This window comes from Pseudonocardia autotrophica, assembly GCF_003945385.1.
Taxonomy (GTDB): Bacteria; Actinomycetota; Actinomycetes; order Mycobacteriales; family Pseudonocardiaceae; genus Pseudonocardia; species Pseudonocardia autotrophica.
The window spans coordinates 1,588,322-1,610,965 of record NZ_AP018920.1 but is presented as its reverse complement, the minus strand read 5'-3'; the positions used below and the strand labels follow the sequence as shown (position 1 = coordinate 1,610,965).

The window sequence follows — 22,644 nt, the reverse complement described above, 5'->3', positions numbered from 1 at the left end:
ATGGCGACCGTTCCCGTTCCGGACGAGGTGACGAGACAGCAACGGCTCGTGGACCAGGCCGTATCGATACACGCCGCGCTACGCGATCGTGCCAACCGCGTTGCCACCATCACTACCGTCACCCTGCTCTGCGCCTCTGCGATCGGTACCGCGCTCGCGTTCGCCGGCGACGACACACCCCTGCAGCTGCTCGGGCTGCAAGCGACCACGTCAACCTGGCTCGGCGCATTCTCCGTCGTCGTGTTCTGCGGCACCCTCAGCGAGCTCGTCACCGACCGACGCGGGACGGCTCGACGCCACGACGCTGCGGTACGGCTCCTGGCCGACCTCAAGTCCGAGTACCGGAGCGCCGCACCCGATGGCGACGCCAGCTGGACAACCGCCCAGGGTCGGCTGCGAGAGCGGTACGACCACGTGATGGGGCTCGTCCCACCGATACCAGAGGCCCGGTTCGCCGGGCTAAAGGCGCGACACCTGCGCAAGGTCGAGCTGAGCAAGCTGCTCTCCGCACATCCCGGGCTGACCGTCAGGCGGGCCCGCCGGCGGCTCGACCGGCGGCTGCGCGAAGTCGAGTGAGCGAGTCTGCGGTGACGAAGGCCGACTATGCGAGAGGCTGTGTGCGTGCCACAGGACCGCATCCTCGCCACGCACGACCTGGTCAGCGCCTACGTCGTTGCCAAAAAGGAGGTCGTTCGAGCGGGCCACCTCGATGAGATCGCCGACCAACGCAACGCTCGCGTCGCCGCTATCGACCACATTTCCTTCACCCGGGAGGCAGCGTGGGTCGTGCTGTCGACCGGCATGCGCGAACAGGTCATCCGAAGCCTGTTTGGTCGGCTCGGCGAGACGTTGCACCACTGGGACCCGCACGAGATAGCCGGTGACGAGCGCGCGGCGGCACGCGCGCTCACGGTGTTCCGCCACCCCGGCAAGATCACCGCCATACGGTCGATCGCCGCCACCGTCGCGGCACTCACCCGCTGCGAACTCCGCCACCAGCTCCAGGACGATCCGAAGACCTTCCTGCTGCGGCTGCCGTTCATCGGCCCGGTCACATGGGCGCACCTGGCGAAGAACCTCGGCACGCCCGTCGCGAAGGCGGATCGGCACCTCGTCCGGCTCGCACGTGCCTGCCGTCGCGCCTCCGCCGCTGACCTATGCTCCGAGATCGGGTCCTGGCTGAGCGAACCGATCTCGGTCGTTGACGTCGTCCTGTGGAGGTATGCCGTCCTGCACGCCAGACAGTGCTCGTCGCGCCCGTGCCTGCCGCACGTGCTGCCATTCGTCGTAGCCGGGGCGAACGCCGCTGGACCTCGCCGCCCGCCCCCCGTGGCGCAACCGATGGAGTGGCCGGCCGATGGATCACCGGATGCGATGTGCCAGGAGGGGTCAGGCCGCCTACGGCTGACGCGGAGCAGCGTCCGGCGGACTGCGGGGCCGGTCAGCAACCGAACGCCAGCCGGCTGGCTCTGATGCGGGCGACAACAGGCAGACGTCCGAGCTAGGCGCGGACCCCGGCACATGTCGCAGTCGTGACTGGCAGCTGAGTATACCAATCGCTATACTTTGGTCGTGGTCCACGAGCAGTGGGAGGTGTACATCGCCAACGAGGTACGCGACTGGCTCGACACACTCGACCCCGCCAGCCACAGCCGGGTCGTGCAGGCCATCGACACCCTCGCCGACACCGGACCCGGCCTCGGACGCCCGCTGGTCGACACCATCCACGGATCCACCGTCGCCAACCTCAAGGAACTCCGCCCCGGCAGCGTGCGGATCCTGTTCGCCTTCGACCCGTGGCGATCCACGATCCTGCTCGTCGCCGGGGACAAGGCCGGACGGTGGAAGACCTGGTACACCGAAGCGATACCGCTGGCCGAGTACCGATACGAGCGCTATCTGAAGGAACGAGCCCACGAGGAGGGAGAGTCATGAGCAGCCACGTGGCCTGGAACGACATCCGCGCCGCCCACGTCGAGCGGGCCGGCGGTGAGGCCGCCGTCGACGCCGGCAAGCGCCAGATGCTCGCCGAGGTCGTCGGCCACCGCCTTGCCGAGATCCGACGTGCTCGCGGTCTGACCCAGCAGCAGGTCGCCGACCGCATGGGCGTCACCAAGGGCCGCATCTCCCAGATCGAACGCGGCAAGGTCTCTGGACAGGACGTCCTCGCCCGCTACGCCCTCGCCCTCGGCGGCCGCCTGCACCAGGCCATCTACTTCGACGACGGCGACATCACCGCCATCGCCTGAATGCGGGTCGCGCTATCGTCGTGCACATGAACCCCTGTCTGCCGCAGGGGTGCAACTCTGGGGTGATCATGTCCCTCGGACACAGTATTACCCCATGACTGGCTGGTTGCCTCGCGCGGAGTACCGGGCTCGGTCAGAGTTCATCGCGGACAGCCACCCTCCATCCGGTGCGCTCGTGCACTATCACCATGCTGCGCGACCGTAGGAGCGCCACCGCAGTCACTGCGCTCGAAGCGTGCGTGGCTCCGTCGACCAGTTGGCGCTGGGTGAACTCTTCCAGCAGGTGATCCTCGCGGACGTAGAGGTTCTTCGGTCGGCCCGGGGGCGCGGGCCGGGCACTGTTGTGACCGTGACGGCAGCGGTAGCCGGCGCGGCCGTTGACCCAGTGGGTGAGGTTCCCCCGCTTTGCCGGAGTGTCTGAACACTGGTTCGATCTTGAGAACCAGGAAGGAAGGCACTGGTGCCCGCACCGAAGAAGTACCCCGATGAGCTGCGCGAACGAGCGGTCCGGCTGTATCGGGAGTCCGACCCCCGCCCGACGTTCCGCGGGCTCGCGCAGCAGCTCGGGGTGCATCACGAGGCCCTGCGCAACTGGGTCCGCCAAGCGGAGGCCGACAAGGGCGAGCGCGATGATCGGCCGTCGACCGACATGCTCGCCGAGAACCGGCGGTTGGCGAAGGAGAACGCCGAGCTGCGGCGGGTCAACGAGGTCCTGCGCGCGGCGAGCGCCTATTTCGCCAGCGAGATCGGCCCGACCCGGAGGTGGTCATGAGCTTCGTCGACGCCCATGACTTCCCCGTCGGTCTCGTACTACGGGTCCTGAACATCGCGGCCTCGACCTACTACGACTGGCGCGCCCGCCGCGCGTCACCATCGCAGCGGCAGCTCGACGACGCCGTCCTGCTCGAGCAAATCGTGAAGATCCGCTCGATCAGCGAGTTCGCCACCACCTACGGCTCCCCGCGGGTCTGGCTCGAGCTGCGCCGCCAGGGCGTGCACGTCGGCCGCAAGCGCGTCGAGCGGATCATGCGCGAGCACGGCCTACAGGGCGCCCACCTGCGCCGCGGCTGGAAGGGCGGCTCGACCCGGCAGAACCCCGCCCACCGGCCGGCGCCGGACCTGCTCGAACGCGACTTCACCGCGACCGCGCCGAACCGCGTCTGGGTGGCCGACCTGACCCGGATCGTCACCGGCGAGGGCGTGTTGTGGCTGGCCTCGGTGCGTGACGCGTTCTCCAACCGGGTCGTCGGCTGGGCCACCGACCCCCGTGCGACGACCGCGCTGGTCCTCACCGCGCTCAACCACGCCCTGCGCTCGCGGGACCTGCGCCCCGGCCAGTTGATCTTTCACAGCGACAAGGGAGCCCAGTACACGGCGCTGCGACTCACCCAGCGCCTGGTCGACGCCGGTGTCGCCCCGTCGACCGGGTCCACAGGGGACAGCTACGACAACGCCCTCGCCGAGAACCTGTGGTCCACCCTCAAGATCGAGCTGCTCTACTGGCCCGGCACCACCTTCACAACCCGCCGCGACGCCGAGCACGCCCTGATCCGCTACCTCGACGGCTGGTACAACCCGCGCCGGATCCAGGCCCGCCTCGGCGGGCTCTCACCCGACGAGTACGAAGACGACTATCGTCGCACCCAGCGCGACGCCGACAGGTAACCCGCACTCCGGCGAACCGGGGGAAGCTCAGGGCGTCCATGAGCCGACCGCAAGGCCTGCACCGGATCAGCCCGGCGAGCTCATACCGGCGGATGACGCCGTCGTCGGCTACGCGTGCGGCCCGGATCTGCTGGACGGCCACGAAGTCCGCCTCGGCCACCAACGCCGGGTGCGCCAACGCCGCGGAGATCGCCCACTCGCCTGGGATCACCCGTCGTCCCCCGCCCGGTGTCGCGCACTGGTGGCGACGCCAGACCTCCCTGCCCGTGTAGCGCGGGTTCGCCAGAATCACCGCCACCGACCGCAGGTTCCACATCTGCCCGCTGCGGTGGCGATTCCGTCCGGGATCCGCGGCCGACGGGCAGGGCACACCTTGTTCGTTCAGCCTGCGAGCTATCCGAGCCACGCTGCGACCGGCGAGCCGCTCGGCGAAGATCCACCGTACGTGCCGCGCGGTCAGCGGATCCGGATCCAGCTGCTGTTGACGCCGCCCCCAGGCCGCGTGCGCCCGATTCGGATGGGGTCCGGCGTCCACCAGTCGGTACCCGTAGGGCGGCCGAACCCCGAGGAACCGGCCCTGCTCAACCGTCTGAGCGGTCATCGCCGCCAACGTCCGGTGCCGCGACCGCACTACCTCGCGCTGCGACTGCGCAGCGAGTACCTGCATCAACACCCGGTGGTCCGGGTCGGTGAGATCCACCGGCCCGCCCGTCTCGGGCAGCCACACCGCCACGCCTTGTGCGACCAGCAGTGCGGCGACCTCATGGAACTGGCGATCGGTGAACGCCCGCTCGAACTCCCCGACCACGACGGCATCGAAACCACAGGCCATTCCTTGCGTCTCCTCCAGCAACGCCGCCGCCCGCGGCCGCCGCATCCACGGCACCCGACGTGAGCATCCGACGTCGAAGAACTCGCCAGCGATCACGCCATGCCCGGCGATGACCGACTCGGCCATCTCCCGCTGCCACGCACGCGACGTCACCGGATCCTGGAACTCCGCCGTCGACGTCCGTCCGTAGAACGCGAACCGCAACCCGGTGACGGCCATCTCGGGCTGCGCGTCGCGTCGACGCCGATCCCGACCGGGGGCTTCCGCCCACCCTTGAAGAACATCCCGATGATCGATCTCGAACAGAGATTCCATCCCACCATCAGAGCTACAAGCCGGGACCGGCTCGGCCCGACCGGTAGCTGTCAAGTCAACTGAGACAGTTGATCTTACTGAGTTGGCTGTAGGACGGGTTGATTGATCCACGCCTGCTCGGGCAGGCGCGGCGGGCTGGGCCGGCGACTGAATCGCTCGGGATACTGGGCGTGTGCGCGGTCGAGGACGGTCTGACGCTGAGCCCGGACCTCGGTCGCGGTGTCGAAGTGGATCGACGCCGGGGTGTGCATGCCGATGCCGGAGTGCCGATGCTCGTGGTTGTAGTGCTCGAAGAACCGCTCGCAGAACGCGCGGGCATCAGCGAGCGAGCCGAACCGGTCCGGGAAGTCCGGCACGTACTTCAGCGTCTTGAACTGCGCCTCGGAGAACGGGTTGTCATTCGAGCACTGCGGCCGGGAATGTGACCGGCAGATACCGAGATCGACCATCAGCTCCGATACCGGTTTCGAGGTCATCGACCCGCCCCGGTCGGCATGAATCGTCTGCGGGATGACGTGGTTGCGGGCGACTGCGTCGGCGAGGAAATCCTTCGCCACGACGGCATCCTCAGCGTTCGCGGCGAGCCATCCGACTACGTAGCGGGAGAAGATGTCGAGCACCACATACAGCTTGTACCACTCGCCCTTCCGCGGGCCCTTCAGCGCGGTGATGTCCCACGACCACACCTCGCTCGGGCCATGAGCGACCAGCTCCGGGCGCACCCGCGGCGGATGCGTGGCCTGGGCGCGCCGTTCCCGGTTCTGACCCGCTGCGCGGGCGATCCGGTACATGCTCGACTGCGAGCACCACCACCGGCCCTCGTCGAGCTCCCGGGCCCACACCTGCGGAATGGCCAGATCCCGGTAGTCCTCGGAGTTCAGCAGCGCGAGCACGGCGGCACGCTCGTCGTCGGTGATCGTCGAGGGCGGGAGCCGGCGCGCACGGTGCGGGCCGTGCAGCGGCCCGAGCGTCACCCCCGCCGGGTCGGCGCGGCGGTAGTGCGTGGCCCGCGACCGACCGGTCAACGCGCACGCCGCCTTGATCGACACCTCAGCGGCGCGCAACTCGGTGAACGCGCCGTTCAACGCCGCTTCCGCGGCGCCGGTGGTTCCTGGTCGTCCGCGCTCTCGGACAGCTGCTCCAAGAGCGCGTGCGCTTTTCCCATGATGTCCAACGCGGTCCGCGTCTTCGTCAGGTCGGATTCGAGTTTCGCGTTCCGGGCCCGGAGCCGTTCCAACTCGGCCGCCTCCGCCGACCGCTTCGGACGTTTCGCCGACCGCCTCGAATCGGCTACGCCCTCCAGCGCGCCGACGTCCCGGGCCCGGGTCCACTCGATCACGTGCGACGAATACAGGCCCTCCCGGCGCAGGACCGCGCCCTTCTCACCGTTCGGCGCGTTCTCATACTCCGCGACGATCGCCAGCTTGTATTCCGCGCTGAACGACCTACGCGACGGACGCGGCGACGGACCACCAGCCGACCGCGGACCCGACGACGACGCCGTCGACCCGCTGCTGCCGGCCCCCGCACCGCGACGCTCCTCCGATGACACGAGCACCAGGATCTCCGATCACGCCCTCTACTGTGAACCGCTGACTTCAACCTGTCTCAGGTGATCTTGGCAGAGAGGGGACCGTCGCGGTGGGACGTGCTGCGTCGTGCTCGGGTCGGGAAAGCCCAGGCTCCGGTAGCCGGGCGCGCGCTTGCGCAGGGAGGACGCGAGGACTCCGGTCTGGATGTCGTGGTAGTCGTGCACCTCGACTACGTGCTTGCCGGGTGCTGCGCGCAGCACCCGGCCGACGTACTGCACGAGCCGACCCTTGAACGCGATCGGTGCCACCAAGAACAGCGTGTCGAGAGCAGGGCAGTCGAAACCCTCACCGACGTACGGGCCCGTCGCGACCACCAGCAGCGGCCCGTCGCTGGGCTGGAGCTGCTCCAGGGCATCGCGGCGCTGACCGGCTCCCATCCCGCCACGCAGCACCACTGGTTCGTGCCCGGCCGCCCGCAACAGGCCGGCGAGCAGCGCGACATGCGCGGTCCACTGGGTCAGGACCAGGCAGTTGCGCCCGCGAGCGAGCGCGGCCTGGACGTCGGTGAGCACCTGCTGATTGCGGGCGTCGTCGGCGACGAGGTCGCGGTAGACATCGGCGATCCCGCCCGGAGCCGACGGATCTGCCTCGCCGCGGTAGACGAAGTCGGTCAGATGGACGGTGAGGGATCGGTCCGGTGCGCCACCGGCCGCGGCGGCGAGGGTGCCCGGCTCCGGGGCGCGCATGGTGTGTCGGACCGGGCCGAGTTGCAGCGCGATCAGGTCGTCGAGCTCGTCGCGCCGGTACGGGGTCGCGGTCAGCCCGAGCCAGCGCCGGGCCGGGATCTGGCGCACGGCGTTGTCGAACGCCGCGGCCGGAAGGTGATGACATTCGTCGACCACGACGAAGCCGTAACCGGCGGTCAGCGTCGGCAGGTCGTCGCGCCGAGCGAGGGTCTGGAGGGTCACCACATCGACCGTGCCGCGCAGCTTCGTGCGGCCGCCACCGAGCTGGCCCGCGACGACGCCGAGGTGCTCGGCCAGCCGCGCCCGCCACTGATCAGCGAGGGTCTTGCGGTCGACCAGCACCAGCGTCGAGGTGGCGTGCCGGGCGATCAGCGCGCACGCGATCACGGTCTTACCTACCCCGGGCGCCGCGACCAGCACCCCGTGGTCGTGATCGGCGAGGTCGGCGACGGCGTCGGTCTGGTCGTCCCGCAACGTCGCAGTGAAATCGAACTGCTGCGGCGTGCCGTCCGCGCGCCGGTCGTCGATCTCCAGCGCGCTGCCGGCCTCCGCCACGGCGCTCGCCAGCAGACCCGCCAGCCCGCGTGGAAGCACCAGCCGGCCGTCGAGAGTCTCGTCGAACGAGTGCAGGAACCTCGGGACGCCCCAGGTCGAGAACCGGCGACGCTGCCGGTCGTAGAAGGCCGGGTTCGGCATCGACGCCGCATGCTTGAGCGTCGCGAGCAACGCCGGGGTCAGCGCGGACATGTCGACCGAGGCGCCTGCGGCGAGTTGCACGCGCACCACCTGCGCCGGGCGAGGTTGGATGCCCGACGCCGTGGCCGGCACGAGCCTGGTGACGGCGACACCAACCTTCGGCGGGGCGACCTGCCCGGCGAGGCGCGCCACCTCACGTGGTGACAGCCGGTGCAAAGTCGCCAAATAGGACCACTGGTCGGCCTGCGGCTCCAGGGTCGCCAGGTCCAGGAAGACAGTCGCTCCGTGTCTGCGTGATCGGCCCTGCAGCGGTGCCGCGATCAGGTTGCCGATCCCACCCGATGCCGGGAGCACGTCCTGCGACGGGAACAGGCGGTCGTAGGCGGTCAGGTTCATCCGGCCCCGCAGCGCGATCGCCTCCCGCAGCAGGCCGGAACCCAGCGCCCGTGCGGTCGCGGCGGGCACCGGGCCGGTGAAAAAGATCCAGACGTGCGCACCGATCCCCGACCGGGACACCTCCAACGCGGCCGGAACCCCGACCACCCGAGCTGCCTTGAGATAGGCCAGCGCGTCGAGCATCGCGGACGGGCCGTCGAAGTCCGCCGCGAGCCAGTGACAGGTGTCGCCAGCGAGCAACGGATACAGCCCGAGGTGGACCTCGCCTTTCAGATGCGCCTCGACCACCCGGTCCGTCAGGCGCAGGTACGGCCGGTTGGTGCCCTTGCGCCACCCGCCTTCGACCACAGGCGACCACCCCGAACGGCCCGTCCGCGCGTTGTCCCACCGGATCGCGTACACGTCGGTGCGGGCGGCGAACAGCGTGCGGAAGAACTGCACCTTGTCCGGCCCGGACGACGACGCGGTCACCGGACCGGGGCGATCGAGAAACAGTCCCGTCTGCGCGGCAGCAGGCGGGCGAGCCTGCTCGGGCGTCAAGTCCAGCAGCCGTCGCAGCCGCGCGTTCTCCGCCCGCAGCGCCGCCAATTCAGCCTCGGGTGAGGAGGATGGTGGGCCTGTCACGGCCTGGCGTACCCAGGCCGCTCGACGTGCGCCCATGTCAACAGACCGCGCAACGCGCCGAGCTCGCAGGCACCCAGCCGCTGATCCATCGCCGCGAACTCGATGCACTCGCACCCGATCACCCCTCAACGGTAGCCAGAACGTCCGCGACCGAAGTCCGCTGGTGGCCGGCGTGTCGATCAGGGCACACTGTCGACATGACTCCGTCCGTGCTGCCGCTGGAGCGCCGGGTCTACGGCATGAGCCAGGCCGCGCGCCTGCTCGGCCTGCGCACCGACGCGCTGCGCCGCTGGATCGACGGCTACCAGCGCTCCGGCACCACCTACGCCCCGGTCATCCGGGAGGAATCCACCGGCGACGACATCGTGACTTGGGGCGAGTTCGTCGAAGCCGGCTACCTGCGCGAGTACCGCGCCAAGCAGGTCACCCTCCAGTACCTCCGCCCGGCCATCGCGATCCTGCGCGAGGAACTCGGCGTCCGCTACCCGCTCGCGACCCTCAAGCCCTACACGTCGGGCCGAAGCCTCGCACTCAAGGTGCAGAAGCAGGTCGGGCTCGACCCTTCTCTCAACATCGTCGTCCTCGGCCGCGACGGCACGCTGCAGCTCACCGACGCCGCGGAGGCGTTCCTGGAGAAGGTCGACTTCGACGACGACGGCACCCGCGACGCCCGCCGCCTCTTTCCCCTCGGTCGCGGCGTCCCCGTCGTCCTCGACCCCGACCACGGCTTCGGTGAACCCACCCTGACCAGCGGTGCCCGCACCGAGACGGTCGCCGAACTCGTCGCCGCCGGCGAATCCCGCGAACGGGTCGCAGAGGTATACGACATCGGCGTAAACGATGTCGACGCCGCGGTTCGATACGAGCACGACCGCGTCGCCTGACCACGTGCCCGCAGCCCCACAGTCCTCGCGCTGGTTCGTCGACGAGAACAGCCTCGGAGTCGCCAAGGCACTCGCCTACGTCCGGGGCGACATCACCTGGCCCGGAGCACCCGATGGGCCTGTCCCTGCCGGCGCCGCCGACACCGCATGGCTGCCGATCGTCGGACGAGCCGGCCTCGTGGTCCTCACCCGCGACAAACGCATCCGCAGCCGACCCCTCGAACGCCAGACCCTGCTCGATCACGGCGTCCGCGCCTGCTTCCTCACCAGTGGCGGCAGCCTCGACCTGTTCTCCCAGCTTCGGCTGTGGCTGCGGTACTGGGACGACATCGAGAGCCTCGTGATCGAGCAGCCTGCGCCCTGGCTCGCCAGCGTCACCCGCACCGGTGTTCGGGTCTTCGACACCTGTGGCACCGACCGACAACCATCCTGACACCTTCGTGTTACTCACCTCGTGCCGACCTCACGAAGCTGCAGGTCAGCGCGGTGCACGACGGTGGGGTTATGGTTCAACTCGGTCCTCGGACACACTTATCGCCTACAGACAGTTGCGGCGTCAGGTACACCGCTCCTTCGCCAGTTCATGGCAAACAGTCTGGTCGAGAGCGTCGTACAGCACCGCGAGGCCGACCGGGATCGTCGTCGCCGATGAGCAACGGGCCGTCGTCGCCGACGTGCCGGCGAGGTCCCAGACGGTCTCCATCGCCGACGAGTCGTTGTGCGAGATCAGGACGCCGGGATCACTTGATCGGGCTCATCCGGCACCGTCCTCAGGCCCGGCGTTTCTCAACCCCAACCGGAGGTCTCAGCCTCTGGATCGAGCTCAACCGGCCGTGTTCCCAGGATCTGGTGATCGCCGCTGCGCGACGCGGAGTCGCGTTGGCGTCCGGCCCCGGTTCGGGGTCGGCGGAGCCTTTCTGAAACATCTGCGATCCCCCTTCGTGCAGTCGACGGGGACGCTGTCCGATGCTGCCGACACTCGCCGAGGCGTGGGAGAGCGTCGTCCCCTCCGGACGCGCCGACCGCACCATGCCTGCGATACCCGGGTAGATCGGCCGCCCGACGTCACCGGTGTCCTGACGGCCGCCGACAGCGGGATCGCGGTCACGGCGACGACGCCGTTGAGCTCCCCGGCAATGGGGACGAGCAGCTCGTGGCCACCGCGACTCCCCTCCCCGCACCTCAGTGATCGTGATCGGCGAGCTCGCGCCGAGTGCGGGACACCGCCACGTCACCGTCGATCCCCTGCCGGCCGAGCCAGACAGCGACCTCGGCCCGGGCACCGCGCTCGGCGGCACTCGGGTCGTTCGCGCGGCCTTCCAGATCGAGTCGGACACCCGAACGCCATCGGCTACGCTCGGTGATCAGCCAGCCGGGCGGGTCCTGCTGAATCCCGCCGAGATCGGCTTCGCTGATAGAACATTCGAGAATTCCGACGGTGACGTGATAACGAGGCATCGACAAACTCCTTCTCGGGTCGCCGGAGCATGAACGAAACCCGATCTTCTTTTTCGCTTCAGCGGTGTGGCGACATCATCGATGCCGCCTCGCCGATGACATAGGTGTGTCACATTGTCGGGGGCCGGCCCCCGGAACTGCCCTCCATCGCGCTGCTCGTCGATCGATCCTGCAGCGCACGGGCTGCCCGGATCGTGGCGACGGCTGCGGCGACACTGCGGTGCCTGCCCGGCCCGGCGCTGCCCCACAGGGTCATGGCGACACGTTCCGGATGCGGGGAGCACCCGCACAGCGCGTAGCCGATCCGGCCCTCGGCGGCGATGCGGACGCCCTGCTCGAGCAGGCCGAACGCGCGCACCCCGCAGAACGTGACCCCCGACAGATCGATCAGCAGGTGACGGGGCCGGGCGCGCAATCCGGCACACAGCGACGACTGCATCTCGCGCTGGGTACCCGAGTCGATCTTGCCGGTCATCCGCAGTACGACGATCGTGCCCGGGGTTCGCCGGTCGATCGGCACCGTGTCGAGCATGCACTCGAATCCGTCCGTGTCGCCGCCGACGATCGCGAAACCGGTGTCGGCGCCGGGACGGCCCGAACCGGGACGCCCCATGCCGAAATCAGCGGCCGTCAGTTCGCCGCGCGGTGGAACAGGAATCTCCTGATGCCTGGGATCGACCACGATGCTGGACCTCACCTGCTCATCTCTTGGGTAGGTCACCGGGTCCGAGGCAACTGGCAGTTCGCACAGTACCGATTTCCACACGATATTGCGACCGCGCACGGCGCGCGAAGAATACGTCGCGCGCGTGTTCACGGGGCGTAGCCACAACGGGGTATCCGGAGACAGTGCATCCGACGGCCGGGCCCAGGAGACAGCACGTTCGGAGACCGGCCACCGGGCGAGGTCCCGGCCCCGCCCGCGGCCGGAGACGTTTGTTGACACCCCCGGCCGACGCGTAGCCTCGATGACAACGTTCGCTCATGCCCCCGGCGACCGAGTCCACTGTCTGCTGGAAGAGGTCTCCGATGCCGTCCACCCCTGCTGCGCCTGCGCCCTCCGGCGTCCCGCGGGCGGCGGGTCCCGGCTGTCGTGCCGTCTGAATTCCCTGGCCGGGCCGGGGCCACCGATCACCGTCCTGTCGATGACCGGAGAGCTCGACGCGAACACCCAGGATGCCGCGGCGAACACGCCGGCACGGCACTGGAGCACACCCCCGGGCCCGTGGTAGTCGACCTGGCCGGACTGAGTTTCTGCAGCGCACACGGGCTCACACAGCTGGCCACACCCACCCGCCGGCGAACACGTCTACGCCCTTGCCGGGATTTCCCCGCGCCTGCACCGGCCCAGCACTCTGATCCGGCCCGCCGATCACTCGGCCCGCCATCTCGGCGTCGCAGCCGTGCTGACCGCCCTGGACGCGGCCCCCGCGGTACCCCTTCGGGGCACCGGGTCCGACGCCGCCGACCCGGCCCAGCTCCTCGACGCCCCGTGGGAGAAGACCCGCTCGTGATCGTGCTCGACGCCGAACCGGGATCCACGGGTGTCCGCTGCGGATCGGTCCGCGCACCGGCCGCTACCTGGATAATGAGCACTCACCCGTGCCCCGACCTGAAAGGGACCCCGGCGTGACCAGTCCCGGACCGACCCCGAGCGCCTCGACACCGGCCGTGGACACAGGTCGGTCACCCGGCACCGGCGCCGAGCCTCCGATCCCCGAGGACCGCCCGGCGCAGCAACGCCACGTCAACGGCTACGTCGCGCTGGTCCACGCCGTCGACGAGCACGGGCTGCTGCGGCGTCGTCACGGCTACTACGGGATCCGGGCGGCCGCCACGATCGCCGCGTTCGTGGCGGTGATGGCATCGGTGGTGCTCATCGGGGACTCGTGGTGGCAGCTGGTCCCGGCGGCTGTACTCGGGGTCGTCAGTACCCAGTTCGGCTTCCTGGGCCACGACCTCGCGCACCGCCAGGTGTTCAACTCGGCACGGGCCAACGTGTGGTCCGCTCGGGTGGTGGCCGGCCTGTTCACCGGGCTGAGCTACACCTGGTGGATGGGCAAGCACAACGCCCACCACCGCAGCCCCAACCAGGAGGAACGCGATCCCGACATCGGGCCGGGCGTGCTGGCTTTCACCCCGGCCGCCGCCGCACCCCGTACCGGCCTCGCGGCGTGGCTCACCCGCCGTCAGGGATGGGCGTTCTTCCCGCTGCTCACCCTGGAGGGGGTGGCCCTGCACGTCGTCAGTGTGCAGACGCTGCTGCGGGACAGGACACGCACCCATCGGTGGCTGGAGCTGACGTTCATCGCGATCCGCCTCGGCGGGTACGCGGCGCTGCTGCTGTCGTTGCTGCCGGTCGGCAAGGCCGCCGCGGCAGCCGGTCTGCACCTGGCGGTGTTCGGGGTGCTGCTCGGTGGCTCGTTCGCACCGAACCACAAGGGGATGCCCATCGTGCCGGCCACGATGGAGGTGGACTTCCTGCACCGTCAGGTCGTGATGTCCCGCAACATCTCCGGCGGCCGGCTGGTCGAGTTCATGATGGGCGGACTGAACCGGCAGATCGAGCACCACCTGTTCCCCAGCATGCCGCGGCCGAACCTCGCCCGGGCCGCGCCGCTGGTCCGGGCCTACTGCGCCGAGCACGGCATCCCCTACACCGAGACGAGCCTGATCCGCTCCTACGGGATCGTCGTGCGCTACCTCAACGCCGTCGGCCTCGCCGAGCGCGACCCGTTCCAGTGCCCGCTGGTGCGCCGCTACCGAGCCTGATCGCGGCCGGGCGCCGCTCCGCCGGCGCCCTCTTGACCACGCTGGTCACGCCCCTGCGCGACCGTGCCCGGACTCCGGCGCCAGGATGGACAGGTCGCGGCGACCCTCGACGATCTGACCGGCCACCGTGCTCAGGCGCTCGTTGTTCCGCCGGGAGTGCGTGCGCAGCATCTCGAACGCGGTCGCCATGTCCACATCGAGCCGGTTGGCGACGATGCCCTCGGCCAGCTCGATGATCACCCGGCTCTGCAGGGCGTGCTGCAGCTGCCCGATGACCACCTCGCTGCGGTGGATCTCGCGCTCGGACAGGATCGCGATCGTCGCCACGTCCGCCAGCGCCTGGCCCAGCGCCAGGTCCGGCTCGGGCTTCGGCTCCGGCCTGAGCGTCCCGGCCAGCGCACTCTCGACGTCTCCATCCAGGCACAGGTGATCAACATGCTGACCCGGCTGATCCGAGACGAGGGCCTCTGCGGTCGCGCCGGCGCTCATCGGGCGAGTCCGAGCACGCGGGTTGCCTCCCGGCGGAGCTCGCGGGCGCGGAGGGTTCGTTCGCCCACGCGATCCTGGGACCAGCGGATCGTGCTGCGCACACGCGCCCGGCCCACCGGTGAGGCCCGAGTACTGCTCGACCCGTCGCCCTCGACGGCTGGAACGACCGTCACGCTGACCGAGAACGCCGTCGCCGGCGCGCTGGTACCGGGGCCGCTGCAGGACATCGGCCTGCATCCCCGCAACGTGGAGTCGATCGCGCGGGCTGTCCGCGGTGGTCTCGAACCGGTCCCGCGCAGCCGACCGGACGGGGTGACCCCCAGCGTGGGTGAATCCCGCCGGCGGCCGGTGTGGACGGTGCCGAAACGGGTACCTCCTCCGACGTGGTCGCTCATCCCGGGCAGGGTGCCGAGTACGCCGACGTCGTCGTGATCGGCGCCGGGCACAACGGGCTGGTCGCGGCGAACCTGCTCGCCGACGCGGGCTGGGACGTGCTGGTGCTGGAGGCGGCGCCCGAACCGGGCGGTGCCGTACGCAGCGCCGAGATCACCGAGGCCGGGTTCGTGAACGACCTGGCCAGTGCCTTCTATCCGCTCGGCGCGGCCTCGCCGGTGCTGCGCGAGCTCGACCTCGGCGCGCACGGCCTGCGCTGGCGGCACGCGCCCGCGGTGCTCGCCCACGTCACGCCGGACGACCGCAGCGTGGTGCTGCACCGCGATGTCGAGCGGACCGCGGCCCGGCTGGACGCGTTCGCGCCCGGCGACGGCCGGACCTGGAGCGCGATGGCCCGGGAGTGGTCGCGGATCGGGCCGGACCTGCTCGAGACCGTGCTGCGGCCGTTCCCACCCGTCCGGGCCGGGGCCCGGCTTACGCGCACGCTCGGCGTCGCCGACGGGATGCGCCTGGCCCGCACTCTGATGCAGCCCGTCCGTGCCTTCGCCGAGGAGCGGTTCGGCGGGGACGGCGCACGGTTGCTGTTGTTCGGCAACGCCCTGCACACCGATCTCGGGCCGGACATCGCGGGCAGCGCGGCGTTCGGATGGCTGCTCTCGATGCTGGGCCAGGACGTCGGGTTCCCGGTGCCCGAGGGCGGGGCGGGGATGATCACGGCCGCGCTGATGGACCGGCTCGTCCACCGTGGCGGACGGGTGAGCTGCGGGCGGGGGGTACGCGAGGTGCTGGTGCGGGGCGGCCGCGCCGTGGGCGTCCGTGACGAGCAGGGTGGGCCGATCACCGCGCGGCGGGCGGTGCTGGCCGCCGTCGCCGCCCCGGTGCTCTACCGCGACCTGGTCGGGGAGGAGCACCTGCCGCCACGGTTCGTGACCGACCTGGACCGCTTCAGCTGGGACTTCTCGACCGTCAAGCTGGACTGGGCGCTGTCGGGCCCGATTCCGTGGACGGCCGGTGAGGTCGCCGGGGCCGGCACCGTGCACCTCGGCGCGGACCTCGACGGGATGCGCCGCTACACCGCCGATCTCGGTGCCGGCCGGGTGCCGGAGGACCGGTTCCTGCTCCTCGGTCAGATGACGACCGCGGACCCCACCCGCTCCCCGCCCGGGACCGAGTCCGCATGGGCCTACACGCACATCCCGCGGGGGCTCGGCTGGACGCGGGACGAGGTGCTCGGTTACGCCCGCCGCATCGAGGACACCGTGGAGCGCAACGCACCCGGTTTCCGTGACCTGATCCGCGCCCGGGCGGTGAGCGGCCCGGCCGACCTGCAGGCCCGCGATCCCAGCCTCGTCGACGGCGCGATCGGCGGCGGCACGCAGGCCGTGCACCAGCAGCTGTTCTTCCGTCCGGTGCCGGGATTGGGCCGGGCGGACACGCCGGTCGACCGCCTGTTCCTGGCCGGGGCCTCGGCGCACCCGGGCGGGGCGGTACACGGTGGCCCCGGAGCCAACGCCGCCCGTGCCGCGCTGGCAGCCGACGGGATCACCGGCGGCCTCTACCGCGGGCTGGTGCGCCGGCTGCACCGCCGGATCTACGCCGACGGCCCCGATGACGGTCGCCGCTGAGCGGGCGATCCGCGCGCCGGCCCCCGCCGATCGCCGGATCGAGGGAGAAGAGCGCGCTGACCGCGTGACTGCCGATGAGGCGTAGCGCGCAGAAGTCCGGCCAGAACGCCCCGGCGACCCCGATCACCCCGAGATCAGCAGGATCCACACGCTCGCGCCGGCCGGGGACGGCGGCGCCACCGGGGAGAACGGGCTCAGCAGCACCGCCGACCCGGCGACGCTCAGGGGGCCAGGAGGTCGGCGCCGCCGCGGCCCACGGCTCGGCTCGACAGGGTCTACAGCGCGAGCGCGTCGCCGGCGGCGCGGTCGCGGCAGCGGACAGCTGGATCGCCGCGCAGGATGCCACCACCGCTGCCGTGCCCCACAGGACGCGGGACCCGGCCGTGCTCACGATGTCGTCCGATTCCGCCTGCGGTACTCCCGAGCCTTGTGCTGCCCGCCGCACACCTGCATCGAGCACCATCGGCCCGTCCCGGGCCGGGACGCGTCCCAGAACGCCCACCGGCAGTCGTCGTTCGCGCACAGATTCAGCCTGCGGATCCGCCCGATCCCGACGGCCGTGTGCACGGCGAGCAGGATCCGTGCGGCGTACCGGTCGGAAGCGGCACCGTCGGGTGCCGCGTCGACACCGGTACCCGTGACCGAGAGCGCGCCACCCGGCCGGCCTGGCTCGGCGGTACAGCCGGGTGGCACGCACACCCACCGGACGGTGCCGGCCCGGCTCGGCTCGCCGCGGTCACCGGGGTCCCGGTGACGACGTCGCCGTAGACGCCGGTCTGCTCGAACGCGTGCGAGGCCGCCAGCACGGTCGTGTCCTCCCACCGGCGACCGACGACCATCATGCCGACCGACAGGGCGTTGGAGCGGGCACAGGGCACCGACATCGCCGGGTGACGTCGGCGTCGAATCCGCTGGGCCGGTGACGCCGCGATCGACACGAGCCGGTGCGCCGTCGCGTCGCGGCCACCCGATCCCGGCCCGGACCGGGTGCGAGCGCCGCGCCCCTCCCCGCAGAGGTCAGGACATGCCCAGATTCTCTGCGATGAGGCGCGGATCGCTCACTTCCCGTCATGTGAAAGACCTTGCCTGTCACCAGTGCCAGTTACGCATGTTCTTCTCCTTCGTTCCGACGGTCGGTGTGCGGTCGGCGCGGAGCCACTGCCGTGCTGCCGTTCGGTTGTTGCTCGACTCTGCCGTTCGGTTGTTGCTCGACACTGCCGTTCGGTTGTTGCTCGACACTGCCGTTCGGTTGTTGCTCGACACTGCCGTGCCGGGTGGCCGACCACTCTGTTCACCGGTGCCAGTTACGCAGTGGGCTGTCCTTCCGGATTCGTGTAGCGGGATCGGCCTTGTCGGCGGTGTCACCAGTGCCAGTTGCGCACGTCGACCTCCTCGTAGCGTGTAGTCGCAGATGTGAGGGCCATCGGAATTCACCAGTGCCAGTTACGCATTACGCTGTCCTCCGGGCTCGTGTAGCGGGAACGGTTCCGGTTGCCGATGTCACCAGCGCCAGTTACGCACGTCGACCTCCCTACGGTGTGCGCTTCCGGGAATGAGTTTCGGCAGGGATTCACCAGTGCCAGTTGCGCATTGTGTCGTCCTCTCGGGCTCGTGTAGCGGGATCGGCTTCCATCTGCGGTGTCACCAGTGCCAGTTGCGCACGTCGGCCTCCTCGTAGCGTGTGGTCGCGGATGTGCAGGACTGCCGGTACTCACCAGTGCCAGTTACGCACGTCAACCTCCCTGTCATATGTGATCGCCGGTGCAGGTGGCGTCTGCACTCACCAGTGCCGGTTACGCATCGCATTCCTCCTCGTTCGAGTGGTCTGCATGTTCGGAACGTAGCGGATCGCCACGCGAAACCGCTTCGGGCTTCCATCGTGATCACCGCAGGATGGTTACCGACGACGCCCCTTCCGGATTTCGTGTACAGACTCCGCCCACGCGAACGTGCACCGGCAGAGACAGCGGCGGCCGCAGGCAACAGTTCGTGACGTTCAGATCCCACGGAGCCCCGATCACTCGAGGTGTCACGACGCATGCACTCCGTGACATCTCTACCTGGAGGGTAGGGCAGTGTGAACCCCCACGTCATCGACCATGTTGATCATGATTGTGCGGTCATGATCGGTGCCGGCGGTTCGCGGTCACCACTCTGACGGGGGAACGGCGGATTGACCTGGGCAGACACGTATGCTCGATGCAGAAGAAGTCGATCAAAGGGGCTCTTCCCAGATGAGGGTGTAGGTCGGCGCGTCGGTCCGCAGATAGACGTCGAGGTCTCCCGACGATGGAGGTTCCTACGCCATCCATCCGAAAGACCTCGACGTGTCCGACGCTACCCCGCCGGCCGGCTTCGGCCGCCCTGACCTGACCGCCTTCGCTCGACTCGACGGCCTCGGTCTGAGCGTGACCGGGCAACGACTTGAACCGGATCGTGCGGTCCTCGCGTGCCGCGTGGTGGAACCAGATCAGTCTTGCCGACGGTGCGGCAGCGAAGGCGCTGCTCGTGACACCGTGATCCGGCGGTTGGCCCACGAGCCGCTGGGCTGGCGACCGACCGTGCTGGAAGTTGTAGTGCGCCGCTACCGCTGTGCCGACTGCGGACACGTGTGGCGCCAAGACACCAGCGCCGCGGCGGAGCCACGCGCGAAGCTCTCGCGCACCGGGTTGCGGTGGGCGCTGGAAGGGATCGTGGTCGCACACCTCACCGTCGCCCGTGTCGCCGAGGGACTCGGGGTCGCGTGGGACACCGCCAACAACGCGGTCCTGGCCGAAGGCAATCGGCTGCTGATCAACGACCCCACGCGGTTCGAGGGCGTGAAGGTCATTGGCGTCGATGAGCACGTCTGGCGCCACACCAGGCGTGGCGACAAGTACGTCACCGTGATCATCGACCTCACCCCGGTCCGCGATGGCGCCGGCCCAGCAAGGCTGCTGGACATGGTCGAGGGCCGGTCGAAGGCGGCGTTCAAGACCTGGCTCGCCGACCGCGACGACGCCTTCCGTGACGCGGTCGAGGTGGTCGCGATGGACGGCTTCACCGGGTTCAAGACCGCCGCTGCGGAGGAGATCCCGGACGCGGTCACGGTGATGGATCCCTTCCACGTCGTGCGCCTGGCCGGTGACGCCCTCGACAGGTGCCGGCGCCGGGTCCAACTCGCGATCCACGGGCACCGTGGGTTCAGGGACGACCCGCTCTACAAGTCGCGGCGCACGCTGCACACCGGCGCGGACCTGCTCACCGACAAGCAGAGCGACAGGCTACGCGCGCTGTTCGTTGATGACGCTCACGTCGAGGTCGAGGCGACCTGGGGTGTCTACCAGCGCATGATCGCCGCCTATCGCCACGAGGACCGGCAACGTGGCCGCGAGCTCATGGAGAAGCTGATCACCGACCTCAGCGCCGGCGTCCCCAAGGTGCTCACCGAGCTCACCACCCTGGGCCGGACCCTGAAGAAGCGAGCCGCCGACGTGCTCGCCTACTTCGAACGACCCGGCACCAGCAACGGGCCGACCGAGGCGCTCAACGGACGGCTCGAACACCTGCGCGGCTCCGCACTCGGGTTCCGCAACCTGACCAACTACATCGCCCGAAGCCTGCTCGAGACCGGCGGCTTCAGACCCCAACTCCTACACCCCCGATTGGGATGAGCCATCAAAGGGTGGCCCTTGTCCGAGCATTGCGGTGACTCAGGTCGCGCAACGCCGACGGCGTCCTGGGCGACCCGGTGAAGGCGTGGACCCTGTGGGGTGTACCCCGCCGGGTTCGAGCACTCGTCCTCATTGTTGATCTTTTGGCGCTGGTCGTCGTTGCCGCATCGATCGCCGGCCTCGTGCTCACCCCTGCGACGGGTGGCGAGCTGATCGTGGCGGCGGCCCTCACCGTGTCGTTCATTGTTCATGTCGAGTTGTCGCTGCACGCCGAGCGCGTGCGCCGCACCGTCGCCGAAACCCGGTACTGCGATCTCAGCTCCGTGTGGACATTCGCGGCGGCCCTCGCGTTACCGTTGCCGCTGGCGATCGGCCTGCTGATCATCAGCTACTCGCACCTCTACTGGCGGGTTTGTCGGCCCTCAGGTGTCCCGTCCTACCGCGAGGGCTATTCCGGAGCGACGGTCGTCTTGGCGATGGGTGCGGTCAGCGCCGTCCGCTGGGCCACCGGGCTGGACGGCAACTACGCTTCGACATTCGGCGCTGCGGTGATCGTCGCCTGCGTCGTCGTGTACGCGGCGACGAACACGATACTGGTCGTTCTGGCGATTCGGCTGTCGCAGCCCGGAAGCCGTTTCATGGCCATCCTGCGCGGGGGCGATCTCGAACTGGAGCTGGCGACGCTCAGCCTCGGAGCCATCGTCGCCGCGGCGATTCTGCCCTCGGCCGGATTCGTGATCCCGCTGGTGTTCGTCGTGCTCCTGGTCCTCGAACGCACGACGCTGGTCCGCGAGCTGAAGGAACGGGTCCAGACCGACACGAAGACAGGCCTGCTCAACTGAACGTTTTCCAACCTGGTGATCATGAGGTCGGTCGGCCTGCGGCGTGGTGTCACTGAAGTAGGTGAAGCTCCTGGTAGATGGGTGATTGCCTAGATCAACCCGTCCCAACCAGGAGCTTCAGGGTGCTTGTCTACCCCTCGTCGATGCCCGTGTCCAACCGCGCCCTGCACACCCTCTCCGACGCACTACGCCGACACCGCAAGAACCTCGGCAGTAGGTGGCGCCGACTCCCGCCCGGGCAACAGGCCCTGCTGGTGCTCGCGTACCTGAACAAGGGCGAGACCTACACCGCTCTGGCCTGCGGCTTCGGGATCGGCACCACGACGGTGTTCCGCTACGTCCGCGAAGGCGTCGACGTCCTCGCCGCGGCGGCACCATCGCTGGACGAGGCGCTCGGCGTGGCCCGACGTAAGGCGTTCGTGATCCTCGACGGCACGCTGCTGGCGATCGACCGGGTCGGCATGGGATCGGGCTACGACCGGGCGTTCTACTCCGGGAAACACAAGCGCCACGGCGTGAACGTGCAGGTCCTCGCCGACCCGGCCGGTCGACTGGTGTGGGCATCACCCGCGCTGCCCGGTGCCCGCCACGACATGGGCGCAGCCCGCGAACACGGTCTGATCGACGCCCTGTCCGAGCACGCGATCCAGGTCGTCGCCGACACCGCCTACCAAGGCGGCGGTCCGGCGATCCGGGTCCCACAGCGTCGTCGCCGCCTCGACCCAGACACCGGCCGCTACCGACCGCTGTCGCAGGCGCAGAAGCAGGTCAACGTCGCGCACGCACGCCAGCGCGGTCCCGGAGAACGAGCCAACGCCCAGCTCAAGTCGTGGCAGGTGCTCCGCAAGATCCGCAGCTGCCCGAAGCGAGCAACCGCACTGGTCCAGGCCGTGATGGTCCTGATCCAGGCTCGCTGAGATCAAGTTGGAAAGCGTTCACTGTGACACATGGATGAGCCGAGTCGAACGCGAGCTCGATCTGGCACGCCGTGATGTGACGTCGTCCGCGGTTCTGGTGCTGGATCTCGACCATTTCAAGAGGGTCAATGACGAGCACGGGCATCTCGCGGGTGACGAGGTGCTGCGCGCTGTCGGCGCCGCGGTGACCGCCGAAATCCGTGACCGCGACGTCGCCGGACGGTTCGGCGGCGAGGAGTTCCTGGTCTTCCTCGGCGGCCTGCGGGGACGTCCTCCGTCGTGCGTCGCCGCGGCACGCGACGCCGCTGAGCGGATCCGACGCCGGGTCCGGGCACTGGAGGTGCAGGTGTCCGGTGACTCGGGCTCCCAGCCGCTGCGCGGGCTGAGCGTGTCGATCGGGGTCTCCTGGTGCTCACCGGGCGCTGCGGCGTTGCCCGATCTGCTGGCCCGGGCCGACGAGGCGCTCTACGTCGCGAAGCGAGCCGGACGCAACCGGGTCGAGGTCCACGAAGGCGAGGCCGAGCACCGGAGCCCCACCTCGCCGGGATGATCAACG

23 protein-coding genes and 1 pseudogene are annotated in these 22,644 nt (G+C 69.7%); 14 read left to right on the top strand and 10 right to left on the bottom strand.

The window, feature by feature from the left end; all coding sequences use genetic code 11:
* The 6 genes and pseudogenes from Pdca_RS07775 to Pdca_RS36740 all read left to right on the top strand — a co-directional run.
* Positions 1–576, top strand: coding sequence for a hypothetical protein (locus tag Pdca_RS07775; protein WP_085916914.1), 576 nt, complete (start codon positions 1–3; stop codon positions 574–576).
* A gap of 45 nt (positions 577–621) precedes the next feature.
* Positions 622–1,473, top strand: a complete 852-nt coding sequence (locus tag Pdca_RS07770) for a hypothetical protein (RefSeq protein WP_125911303.1) — start codon at positions 622–624, stop codon at positions 1,471–1,473.
* A 99-nt stretch (positions 1,474–1,572) separates the two neighbouring features.
* Complete coding sequence (locus tag Pdca_RS07765) at positions 1,573–1,935, top strand: type II toxin-antitoxin system RelE/ParE family toxin (RefSeq protein ID WP_085916916.1); 363 nt, start codon at positions 1,573–1,575, stop codon at positions 1,933–1,935.
* Positions 1,932–2,249 (top strand): helix-turn-helix domain-containing protein, encoded by a 318-nt coding sequence (locus Pdca_RS07760; protein WP_085916917.1) that lies wholly within the window; start codon positions 1,932–1,934, stop codon positions 2,247–2,249. Before Pdca_RS07765 ends, Pdca_RS07760 begins: the two co-directional genes overlap by 4 nt.
* A gap of 460 nt (positions 2,250–2,709) precedes the next feature.
* The gene (locus Pdca_RS07750) at positions 2,710–3,021 is read left to right on the top strand and encodes a transposase (protein WP_166665856.1); all 312 of its coding nucleotides are present in this window, start codon (positions 2,710–2,712) and stop codon (positions 3,019–3,021) included.
* Positions 3,018–3,818 (top strand): annotated as a pseudogene (locus tag Pdca_RS36740) (IS3 family transposase); the annotation flags it as partial. The gene Pdca_RS07750 and the pseudogene Pdca_RS36740, both read left to right, overlap by 4 nt.
* Here Pdca_RS36740 and Pdca_RS07740 read toward each other — a convergent pair.
* The 5 genes from Pdca_RS07740 to Pdca_RS37475 form a co-directional block, all read right to left on the bottom strand.
* Positions 3,766–5,061, bottom strand: coding sequence for a recombinase family protein (locus Pdca_RS07740; protein ID WP_232021454.1), 1,296 nt, complete (start codon positions 5,059–5,061; stop codon positions 3,766–3,768). The pseudogene Pdca_RS36740 and the gene Pdca_RS07740 overlap by 53 nt on opposite strands.
* Before the next feature lie 74 nt (positions 5,062–5,135).
* On the bottom strand, positions 5,136–6,146 hold the full coding sequence (locus Pdca_RS07735; RefSeq protein ID WP_125911267.1) for an IS3 family transposase: 1,011 nt from the start codon (positions 6,144–6,146) through the stop codon (positions 5,136–5,138).
* Positions 6,143–6,619, bottom strand: coding sequence for a transposase (locus tag Pdca_RS36005; RefSeq protein WP_179956585.1), 477 nt, complete (start codon positions 6,617–6,619; stop codon positions 6,143–6,145). The genes Pdca_RS07735 and Pdca_RS36005 overlap by 4 nt, the downstream gene beginning before the upstream one ends.
* 21 nt (positions 6,620–6,640) lie before the next feature.
* The gene (locus tag Pdca_RS07725; protein ID WP_197719947.1) at positions 6,641–9,019 is read right to left on the bottom strand and encodes a DEAD/DEAH box helicase; all 2,379 of its coding nucleotides are present in this window, start codon (positions 9,017–9,019) and stop codon (positions 6,641–6,643) included.
* A 32-nt stretch (positions 9,020–9,051) separates the two neighbouring features.
* A complete protein-coding gene (locus tag Pdca_RS37475) occupies positions 9,052–9,177 on the bottom strand; it encodes a hypothetical protein (protein WP_269462847.1) in 126 nt (41 codons plus the stop codon).
* Positions 9,178–9,252: 75 nt separating this feature from the next.
* On the opposite strand from Pdca_RS37475, the gene Pdca_RS07720 reads away from it, so the two are divergent.
* Together Pdca_RS07720 and Pdca_RS07715 are read left to right on the top strand one after the other, a co-directional pair.
* Entirely contained in the window at positions 9,253–9,939 is a 687-nt protein-coding gene (locus Pdca_RS07720) for a DUF433 domain-containing protein (protein ID WP_085916748.1), read from the top strand.
* Between the two features lie 4 nt (positions 9,940–9,943).
* Positions 9,944–10,372, top strand: a complete 429-nt coding sequence (locus tag Pdca_RS07715) for a PIN-like domain-containing protein (protein WP_085916747.1) — start codon at positions 9,944–9,946, stop codon at positions 10,370–10,372.
* A 123-nt stretch (positions 10,373–10,495) separates the two neighbouring features.
* Here the strand turns inward: Pdca_RS07715 and Pdca_RS35385 are convergent, their stop codons facing one another.
* From Pdca_RS35385 to Pdca_RS07705, 3 genes are all read right to left on the bottom strand, one after another.
* Positions 10,496–10,642, bottom strand: coding sequence for a hypothetical protein (locus Pdca_RS35385; RefSeq protein WP_158092380.1), 147 nt, complete (start codon positions 10,640–10,642; stop codon positions 10,496–10,498).
* Positions 10,643–11,121: 479 nt separating this feature from the next.
* Complete coding sequence (locus Pdca_RS07710; RefSeq protein ID WP_085916746.1) at positions 11,122–11,397, bottom strand: hypothetical protein; 276 nt, start codon at positions 11,395–11,397, stop codon at positions 11,122–11,124.
* Between the two features lie 109 nt (positions 11,398–11,506).
* Complete coding sequence (locus Pdca_RS07705) at positions 11,507–12,214, bottom strand: STAS domain-containing protein (RefSeq protein WP_125911298.1); 708 nt, start codon at positions 12,212–12,214, stop codon at positions 11,507–11,509.
* A gap of 812 nt (positions 12,215–13,026) precedes the next feature.
* Between Pdca_RS07705 and Pdca_RS07700 the strand changes: the two genes are divergently transcribed.
* Positions 13,027–14,169, top strand: a complete 1,143-nt coding sequence (locus Pdca_RS07700; protein WP_197719946.1) for a fatty acid desaturase family protein — start codon at positions 13,027–13,029, stop codon at positions 14,167–14,169.
* 45 nt (positions 14,170–14,214) lie between these two features.
* Here the strand turns inward: Pdca_RS07700 and Pdca_RS07695 are convergent, their stop codons facing one another.
* Complete coding sequence (locus Pdca_RS07695; RefSeq protein ID WP_158092379.1) at positions 14,215–14,658, bottom strand: ANTAR domain-containing protein; 444 nt, start codon at positions 14,656–14,658, stop codon at positions 14,215–14,217.
* Positions 14,659–15,041: 383 nt separating this feature from the next.
* On the opposite strand from Pdca_RS07695, the gene Pdca_RS07690 reads away from it, so the two are divergent.
* Positions 15,042–16,676, top strand: a complete 1,635-nt coding sequence (locus tag Pdca_RS07690) for a phytoene desaturase family protein (protein WP_085916743.1) — start codon at positions 15,042–15,044, stop codon at positions 16,674–16,676.
* Positions 16,677–17,063: 387 nt separating this feature from the next.
* Here the strand turns inward: Pdca_RS07690 and Pdca_RS36735 are convergent, their stop codons facing one another.
* Entirely contained in the window at positions 17,064–17,375 is a 312-nt protein-coding gene (locus Pdca_RS36735) for a CGNR zinc finger domain-containing protein (RefSeq protein WP_232021453.1), read from the bottom strand.
* A 1,628-nt stretch (positions 17,376–19,003) separates the two neighbouring features.
* Between Pdca_RS36735 and Pdca_RS07680 the strand changes: the two genes are divergently transcribed.
* The 4 genes from Pdca_RS07680 (at position 19,004) to Pdca_RS07665 (ending at position 22,638) form a co-directional block, all read left to right on the top strand.
* On the top strand, positions 19,004–20,329 hold the full coding sequence (locus tag Pdca_RS07680; RefSeq protein WP_026197714.1) for an ISL3-like element ISPfr2 family transposase: 1,326 nt from the start codon (positions 19,004–19,006) through the stop codon (positions 20,327–20,329).
* A gap of 143 nt (positions 20,330–20,472) precedes the next feature.
* A complete protein-coding gene (locus Pdca_RS07675; RefSeq protein ID WP_125911297.1) occupies positions 20,473–21,171 on the top strand; it encodes a hypothetical protein in 699 nt (232 codons plus the stop codon).
* Positions 21,172–21,293: 122 nt separating this feature from the next.
* The gene (locus Pdca_RS07670) at positions 21,294–22,088 is read left to right on the top strand and encodes a transposase family protein (RefSeq protein WP_125911222.1); all 795 of its coding nucleotides are present in this window, start codon (positions 21,294–21,296) and stop codon (positions 22,086–22,088) included.
* 34 nt (positions 22,089–22,122) lie between these two features.
* Complete coding sequence (locus Pdca_RS07665; RefSeq protein WP_085916050.1) at positions 22,123–22,638, top strand: GGDEF domain-containing protein; 516 nt, start codon at positions 22,123–22,125, stop codon at positions 22,636–22,638.
* Positions 22,639–22,644: the final 6 nt, after the last annotated feature.